Below are 7887 nucleotides of genomic sequence, written 5' to 3' on the forward strand. Positions count from 1 at the left end.
AGATAGGCAGGATGCGATCGCTTCTTTCCTGAACCATGTTCAGGGGAGTTCAGCGTGAATGTATCAGGTCAGCCCCAGCCCTAGGGCAAGATGAGCATGCCATCCCCAAAGGAATAGAAGCGATATCCCTGCTCGATGGCCTCTCGGTAGAGAGCCAGCAGCCTTTGCCGCCCGATCAGCGCAGCCACCAGCATCATCAGGCTGGAGCGGGGCAGGTGAAAATTGGTGACCAGTCCCTGAACCACCCGCCAGGAGTAGCCGGGGTAGATGAAGAGATCGCTTTTCCCCTGCCAAGGCTGCAAGGTGCCAGAGGCTGCCGCGGTTTCCAAAGAGCGCACCACAGTCGTTCCCACCGCGATCACCCGCCCCCCTCGGGCTTGGGCTTTTTGGATGGCTGCCACCGTTTCTGCCGGCACCTTGAGCCACTCGCTGTGGAGACGATGCTCGGTTACCCGCTCCGCTTCCACCGGTCGGAAGGTACCCAAGCCGATGTTCAGGGTGATGTAGGCCGTTTGGATCCCTTTTTGGGCCAGCCGCTCCAGCAGCTCCTGGGTAAAGTGCAGCCCTGCCGTGGGAGCAGCCACCGAGCCGGGGTGTTTGGCCCAGAGGGTTTGGTAGTCTTCAGGGCGAACTTGTCCTGAGCCTGGGGATCTGGAAGCCTTGATGTAGGGAGGAAGCGGGATCCGGCCCACCTGTTCCAGGATTTCCTCAAAAGGTTGCGCCCCTTCCCACTCAAACTGCACCACTCGCCCGCCGGTTTCCAGATCCAAAGCCAGAATGGTGGCCCTCAGCCCAGAGGGGGATCCCTGCTTGCTCCAAAAACCAATCCGATCCCCCACCTTCACCCGTTTGCCCGGCCTGACCAAAACCCGCCAGCTCCACGCCTGATCCGGCAGAGGTTGCGCGGCGGCAGGGATCCCTTCCAGGCAAGGCTCCAGCAGCAACACTTCGACCCGCGCCCCAGAGGGTTCCTTAGCCCCGAACAGGCGGGCCGGGATCACCTTGGTATCGTTGAGAACCAGCAGATCCCCCTCCCGCAGGTAGTCAGGCAGATGGCAGAAGCGGCGATGCTCGTGCCTATCCGGGTACACCACCAGCATCCGCGCCTGATCCCTGGGCTCCACCGGCGTTTGCGCAATCCGATCTGGAGGGAGGGTGTAGTCGTAGGAAGCTGTGAGCAGATCCGGATTGGGCTCCCTATCGCCCAAAGGCTCAGCCTCACCGGGGGGAGCGGCAGCAGGCGAAAAAGAGTCATCCATGGAGATGAATCAAGATGGGGTTCTACGTGGATCCAGCATAGCCAACCGGATCCCGCCAACCCTCTCCCTTTTGAGGGAAGCAGCTAAACCTTGGCCACCACCACCTGCTGCGGCTGATCCTGATACTTGCCAGCGCGGTCGGCGTAGGTCACTTGGCAGGGATCCCCTTCCAGAAACAGAAGCTGGACCACCCCTTCGTTAGCGTACACACGGCAGTCGGCGCTGGAGGCGTTGGAAAACTCCAGAGTGAGATAGCCCCGCCATCCCGCCTCAGCGGGCGTCAGGTTGGCAATCAGGCCCACCCTGGCATAGGAAGATTTGCCAATGCAGATCACGGTAATGTTATCCGGAACTTGCAGCCGCTCCAAAGACACCCCCAACCCATAGGAGTGGGCCGGGATGATAAAGTAATCCCCCATCTCGTCGTGGTGCAGCTCCACCGCTTCCAGATTCTTGGGGTTAAACCGTTTGGGATCCACCACTGTGCCGGGCACATGGCGAAAGATCTTGAACTCCACCGGCGACAGGCGGATGTCGTAGCCATAGGAGGACAGCCCGTAACTCAAAACAGGCCGAGATTCAACAGCGCGCACCAGCTCAGGACAGAAGGGCTCAATCATCCCTCGCCGCGCTTGCTCACAGATCCAGCGGTCGTTTTTCAACATGGCTACAGCCGGCTTCCTGGAGAGTGAGGGCACATCTGGTGGACAAGCTCCAGTCTTATTGGGACTCTGCCCCCCTGACGCGACCCGTGTTGCCTAGGTCTTTCGGAGCGGAAACTGTTTGCGCTAGCGGTGCGGAGCAACATGGGCTGCTGTAGGCATAGCACCTGTGCCGCTGACTTGAGGGGGATCCAGAGAGCAGGCAACATTCCCATCGGCAGTGCGCAGCCCTGGGCCTGGGATGCCACGTAGGCGCAGCTGCGTGATCAAGTCGGCCCGCTCCAGAAACGAATCTGGCATCTCCGGCCCGGTGATCACCATGTCCATGGAGATGGGGCGCTGGTCGATTAAGCTCAGCACTTCCGCTTCTGGGATCAGGCCCAACTTCACAGCCAAGCTCAGCTCATCCAACACCACCAAGTCATAGCGGCCACTCCTGACAGCCTCCTGGGTAAATTGCCACAGCTCATCCAATGCCACCCGCTCCTCAGGCTCTAGGTGAGGTGTATCGATGCAGCGGTGCAGGCGACAACGAACCCACTCCAAGGATCTGCCCAGGGAGAGACGATTTGCGGGCCCCTGATTGATCCCACCCTTGAGAAATTGCACGATCAGCACCCGCGTTCCCTGGCCTGCCAAGCGCATCGCCTGAGCCATGACAGGCGTAAACATGCCCCGGCTGGGGTGGGTGTAAAGCTGCAGGGATCCCTGGGGAACCAACTGGGCGGAGAGGGATCCATTCTGCTGAAGGAAAAGCTCGCCGGCAGCAGGGCTGGCTTGAGCCGCAGGCTGTTTGGCGCGGGCTACAGGAGCGGCATCCTTGGAGGAAGGCATAGGATTTGGAGAAGCAGTGCAAACCACGTTCTATCTCGCGAGCAGGCTAGAGAACACGGCCCTAGGTTACAAGGCCTACAAGTGGTGGAGAGCGTCGGCTATGGATTCCATGAAACACCACCTGTGCGTATCCGTCAATGAGTCGGTTCTGCTTCTAGCTGGCATACAAATCATCCCCAATAGAGTAATAGAAAATACAATCCTTGCCCATCCTAGCCTTTTGGCACAAGAGGCAATACCTGAAAAGCTTTGACAGGGGATCTCAATAAAATTTCAGGCCTAGCCCAGAAGCTTGTGTGTGGGGCTATCTCACTTGAGTATAGAGGTGCTCTATAAAAATTTGAGAAAAAGATCAATTTCTTCCAAATAAGATTAACTCTCACAAACAGGAATGCCAGTACCAGCAGCCCACCCACGAGAGAGGAGCAAGGGTCAACCTACCCCAAAAGCCTTGTCCACCAGGAGAGATAGTCATTTTTAAAACAACTATACATTTGGTCGGGAGCCGGGTAGGCCTACACATTAGCGAACATTCGTAGTAGAGAGAATTGTAACCAAAAGTCCAAGGAGTTAATTTCTAACCTCGAGAGTGAAGAAATATAAATTCGTCAATCATCTTCGTCAAAAAATGGATTATTGACAATACTTTTTTGAAAACCAGCATCTGATTTAGCAGAAGCGTAAAGAATTGCGTGCCTTTTATACTCTGAGGTCGTCTTCTTCAAGAGATCGCCTCTTTGATCATTTTTCTTACCGGTCTCAAGGCCAATGTTTTCTACTTAAATCTCTATTTCTGTTATGAGAAATGAGCATTGGGCGTTCAGTTTGGATCCTACTTAAAATTGACCTGAAAAAGCTCTGGGGCTTTGGGTGCTGAGATTGCCGGGATCCCATTGCGCAATCAAAGCCGAGTCCTTCCTCTGGCGGGGGGAGAGATCTTTTTCTTGAGAAGGTAGATCCAATCCTGGAGAATACCTGCCCCCTCCTCCAATCAGCCAGGAAGTCCGGGGATCCCACCCTCGATCCCTGGATCAAAGGGAAAAGACTCTATCCCGCCGGCACAAAAGTTTTCTGTCACCGACTTGGGCTTGGGAAAAACCCTAGGCCATTGTGAACTCGGGGTGTACGCCGCCGGGAGGGACTGGGATCCGTCTCGCTGTTGAGTGGGCTGGCTTCTGGGTGTCGGTGTTCCCAATTGACGGCTTCTCCCCCCAGCACCAAGGTGGAAGCATTGCCCCCATCCAAGTTCAAGGCATGGCGACAGCCCAATTGCTGCATCAACTGCGCCATCTCCAGCAGGGTGAGCCCTTGATTTTCCTGGGCATTGCCGGCGGTCACCAGCAGCAAATGTCCGCTGTCCAGTTGGCCAATGGCACTGCGGGCGGCTCGCTGCCTGCGAAAGAGGGGCTGAAATCCCTCCAATCGGGCATCCAAAACCACCTGTCCATCCAAGAGCAAGAGCGGCCCTGCGCCCAAGAGGTGAGGATAGGCTTCCAGCTCAGGCGGATCCAAGCGCAGATAAAAGCTGAGGCGATCCCCGGGAACCAGCTTGCGGGCTTCTAGGGCACCTTCTAGCCCCCGCCCTGCCAATACATACCCCTCACTGGGAATCTGTACCGTTAAACTGCCGGCCAGGCCAGCCATCAGAATCTCTTGCACCCGATCCTCCCGCACCATCACGAGCATTTCGTCGTCCGTTTGGGTGGTGTAGGTGGATCCCCAGTCGGGGGTGAACTGGGAGATGCCGGGCAGGATATAGCCTGTATTGATGCCCACCACTGGGATTTGATCCCCAATGGCATTGCGCAGCTCTGCTTGCATCCGCAAACGGGCAAAGCGCACGGATCCCCCTTCTTGCCCTGCCGTCCCATCCGACCAGGCGATGACCCCACGACCCAAAATGGGGCTGGAGATCCAACGGCCATCCCGACGAATTGCCCCCAGCGGCTGACGGGTGTTGCGGTTGAAAAACCCACCGTTAATGGCGGCTACTGCCCCCTGTTCGGGGCCAAAGGAAGACAGCTCCCCCAAACCCACCAGCCCCGCGCGTGCAGCCCAGATAGGCCGCAGTTGGCCCGCTGCGAGAGAAATGACCACGATAGAAACGGGGATCCGATTGTCTCCAACCCAAACCTCCTTCTGGTACAAAGGGATCCCTTGCACCACCCGCACCGGCTGCACACCGAGGGTCACCTGAGCTTGAGCAGCCACGCTGGGCAAAAAGAGAGCAGCAGTGCAGGCTAACCCCCAGCCCATGACCCAGGCGCTCAGCTTGGTTTTGGACATGTCTTCACGTCTTTAGGGCTTCACCATTGTCATTGGGAGATGATTATCCCCCTGCGGCAAAGGTTCCCATCACAATGAGCGACAACAGGATCCCGGGAAAGAGCAGCGTCACCAAGATCAGCAGTTCGGAAAGGGTCATCGGGGAATGCTACCTACTTAAGGATTGAGCCAACACAGCAGCCCTAATTTTCACCCTAGCGATCCTATGGAAGTGGCCCAGGATCCCTTTGGGATCCCTTAACACTCGATCACCGGTTTTTGCGGCTGCCCGTGCATGCCATCTCTCGCTCTGCCGACAGTATCCTGGCAAGGGGAAAGCCTTATCCAACGGTTCCTATGGGCATCCAAGGCAAACGCATTGCCGTCGAACCCGGCCATCTTCGCCCCTGGCTCAAAGAGGCTGTTTTGGCAGGGGGTGGCGAAATTGTGCCCCTGGCAGAAGCAGAAGCCTTGGTCTGGGCCGATGCCTTTGATGTGCCCGGCCTGAAGTGCTGTCTGGCGGAAGGGAAAGGGATCCGCTGGGTGCAGCTGCCCTGGGCGGGGGTAGAGCCTTTTGTCCGGGCAGGGGTTTTGCATCCTGCCTATGTGTGGACTTGTGGCAAGGGAGTCTATGCTCAACCGGTGGCAGAACATGCCTTGGCCTTGACCTTGGCCGGCTTGCGCGACTTGAAGATCCGCGCCTTGGCCCAAACGTGGCAGGAAGGCTCCGGTACCAGCCTCTGGGGCAGCCGCGTGGTCATTTTTGGGGCCGGGGGCATCGCCCAAGAGTTGATCAAGCTGTTGCAGCCTTTTCAGTGCTCCATCGACGTGGTGCGTCGCAAGGCGGATCCCTTGCCGGGGGCCACGCGGGTGGTGACACTCGCGGAACGGCAAACGGTGTTGGCAGGGGCAGATGTGGTGATCCTGGCTTTGGCCCTCACGCCGGAAACCGAGGGGATCATCGCCCAAGCTGAGTTGGAGCAGATGGGATCCCAGTGCTGGCTGGTGAATGTGGCGCGAGGCAAGCACATCGTGACCTCCGACTTGGTGGCCGCCCTGCAGCAGGGGGTCATTCGCGGGGCCGCCTTGGATGTCACGGATCCCGAACCCCTACCGGATGGGCATCCCCTCTGGAGCTTGCCCAACTGCCTGATTACCCCCCACACTGCTCTTACCGATGCCATGATTGTCCCAGCCCTCTCTAAGCGGGTGCGAGAAAATGTGCGGCGCTTCCGGGCCGGGGATCCCTTGCTGGGGGTGGTGGATCCGGTTTTGGGGTATTGAGTCCTCTAGCCCCCCTCCCTTGGGGAGCCTGGGATCAGAACATTTGGCGCCAAACCCTACTGCGAAGCCATCTCCCGCACGCGGGCAGCAATGGCCTTGGCCATTTCCTGAGTGCCGACGGGATCCCCTGTGGCCAGGTCATAGGTGACCTGCTTGCCCTCGGCGATCACCGCCTGCACCGCCGCCTCCACCCTTGCGGCAGCCTCTCGCTCTCCTAGGTAGCGCAGCATCATCGCCCCGGAGAGGATCAGAGCGCAGGGGTTGACTTTGTTTTGGCCAGCGTACTTGGGAGCAGAGCCGTGAATGGCCTCAAAAACCGCAATGCCGTCGCCGATGTTGGCCCCCGGCGCCACCCCCAGCCCGCCGATCATCCCCGCGCACAAGTCGGAAATGATGTCCCCATAGAGGTTGGTGAGCACCAGCACATCGTAGAGCTGCGGCTTTTGCATCAGTTGCATGCACATGTTGTCCACGATGCGATCTTCAAACTCGATGTCGGGATACTCCTGGGCCACCTCCCGCGCCACCTGCAGAAACAAGCCATCGGTGAATTTCATGATGTTGGCTTTGTGCACTGCCGTCACCTTCTTGCGGCCATTCTGGCGGGCGTACTCAAAGGCAAATTTGACAATGCGGCGGCTGCCGAAGTCCGAAATGGGCTTGATGCCGATGGCGGATCCCTCGCGGATGGGTTTGCCGGAAAGGCGCATCATTTCCTCCCGCGCCTGGATGGCTTCCGGCGTGCCCCGTTCAAACTCGATCCCGGCATAGAGATCTTCGGTATTTTCCCGCACCACCACTAGGTCGATGTCTTGAAAAGGGCTTTTGACACCGAGCATGGATTTGGCCGGGCGCAGATTGGCGTAGAGATCCAGCTCCTTGCGAATGGCTACGTTGACCGAACGAAAGCCAGTACCTACGGGAGTGCCAATCGGCCCTTTGATCGCCACTTTGGTTTCCCGAATGGACTCCAACACCTGGGGCGGCAAGGGGGTGCCGTATTTTTCAATCACCTCCACCCCTGCCTCTACCGGGATCCATTCGAACCGAACCCCAGTAGCCTCCAAGACCGTGGTCATCGCCTTGGCCACTTCCGGGCCGATGCCATCCCCAGGGATCAAAGTCACACGATAGGCCACAGATGCTTCTCCTCGCAGTGTTAACGACAGCGCAAAAACTCCGCCTTGCCAGCGTGAGAGGATCCCTCCACCAGACAGGTTAGAGAACCGGGAACCCTTGAGCTTAAACGACTATAGAACAGGTTGAGACCGAAAATGCTGCGTCCGCTACCTTGAAAAGACTGGGCTGGGGACAAGATTAGGAACTCGGCGGCAAAGAGATCCGCAGTTCCACCACTGTGCCACTGCCAAAGCGGCGACTACGCCAAGCAATGCTTGCCCCGATCAACTCGGCTCGGTAGCGCATGTTGAGCAACCCGTGGCCATGGCCGGGCGGCTGGGCGGGATCCGCCCCACTCTTGGACTCCGGCATACCACAGCCATCGTCGATGATCTTCAGCTCCAAGTGGGTGTAGGGAGCGTAAACTACCCGACTCCGACCGCTAAAGCGGTACGGAGCGGGCT

The 7887-nt window shown here is 58.2% G+C and carries 7 protein-coding genes; 1 reads left to right on the forward strand and 6 read right to left on the reverse strand.

Annotated elements, in window-relative coordinates:
- Window positions 1–80: 80 nt before the first annotated feature.
- From queA to NW843_RS00435, 4 genes are all read right to left on the reverse strand, one after another.
- The gene (queA, locus tag NW843_RS00420; protein ID WP_414521782.1) at window positions 81–1259 is read right to left on the reverse strand and encodes a tRNA preQ1(34) S-adenosylmethionine ribosyltransferase-isomerase QueA; all 1179 of its coding nucleotides are present in this window, start codon (window positions 1257–1259) and stop codon (window positions 81–83) included.
- 83 nt (window positions 1260–1342) lie between these two features.
- Window positions 1343–1924: a dCTP deaminase gene (gene dcd, locus NW843_RS00425; protein ID WP_011433274.1), complete on the reverse strand. Its 582-nt coding sequence runs from the start codon at window positions 1922–1924 to the stop codon at window positions 1343–1345.
- A 123-nt stretch (window positions 1925–2047) separates the two neighbouring features.
- Window positions 2048–2755: a cob(I)yrinic acid a,c-diamide adenosyltransferase gene (locus NW843_RS00430; protein ID WP_414521783.1), complete on the reverse strand. Its 708-nt coding sequence runs from the start codon at window positions 2753–2755 to the stop codon at window positions 2048–2050.
- 1074 nt (window positions 2756–3829) lie between these two features.
- Window positions 3830–5041, reverse strand: coding sequence for a phosphodiester glycosidase family protein (locus NW843_RS00435; protein WP_414521784.1), 1212 nt, complete (start codon window positions 5039–5041; stop codon window positions 3830–3832).
- A gap of 336 nt (window positions 5042–5377) precedes the next feature.
- Here NW843_RS00435 and NW843_RS00440 point away from each other — a divergent pair, with 336 nt between their 5' ends.
- Complete coding sequence (locus NW843_RS00440; RefSeq protein ID WP_414406352.1) at window positions 5378–6304, forward strand: D-isomer specific 2-hydroxyacid dehydrogenase family protein; 927 nt, start codon at window positions 5378–5380, stop codon at window positions 6302–6304.
- Window positions 6305–6360: 56 nt separating this feature from the next.
- On the opposite strand, the gene NW843_RS00445 is transcribed toward NW843_RS00440, so the two are convergent.
- Both NW843_RS00445 and NW843_RS00450 read right to left on the reverse strand, forming a co-directional pair.
- Window positions 6361–7443, reverse strand: a complete 1083-nt coding sequence (locus NW843_RS00445) for an isocitrate/isopropylmalate dehydrogenase family protein (protein WP_414423603.1) — start codon at window positions 7441–7443, stop codon at window positions 6361–6363.
- A 178-nt stretch (window positions 7444–7621) separates the two neighbouring features.
- Window positions 7622–7887, reverse strand: a 266-nt coding sequence (locus NW843_RS00450) for an ATP-binding protein (RefSeq protein WP_414521785.1), incomplete at its 5' end; no start/stop codon positions are given.

It is taken from the genome of Synechococcus sp. R5-12 (genome assembly GCF_047502655.1).
GTDB lineage: Bacteria > Cyanobacteriota > Cyanobacteriia > Thermostichales > Thermostichaceae > Thermostichus.

What these genes read in the sequence shown, in the direction of transcription:
- queA (WP_414521782.1), bottom strand. Translation starts at nt 1,259, where the DNA reads ATGGATGACTCTTTTTCGCCTGCTGCCGCTCCCCCCGGTGAGGCTGAG.
- dcd (WP_011433274.1), bottom strand. Translation starts at nt 1,924, where the DNA reads ATGTTGAAAAACGACCGCTGGATCTGTGAGCAAGCGCGGCGAGGGATG.
- NW843_RS00430 (WP_414521783.1), bottom strand. Translation starts at nt 2,755, where the DNA reads ATGCCTTCCTCCAAGGATGCCGCTCCTGTAGCCCGCGCCAAACAGCCT.
- NW843_RS00435 (WP_414521784.1), bottom strand. Translation starts at nt 5,041, where the DNA reads ATGTCCAAAACCAAGCTGAGCGCCTGGGTCATGGGCTGGGGGTTAGCC.
- NW843_RS00440 (WP_414406352.1), top strand. Translation starts at nt 5,378, where the DNA reads ATGGGCATCCAAGGCAAACGCATTGCCGTCGAACCCGGCCATCTTCGC.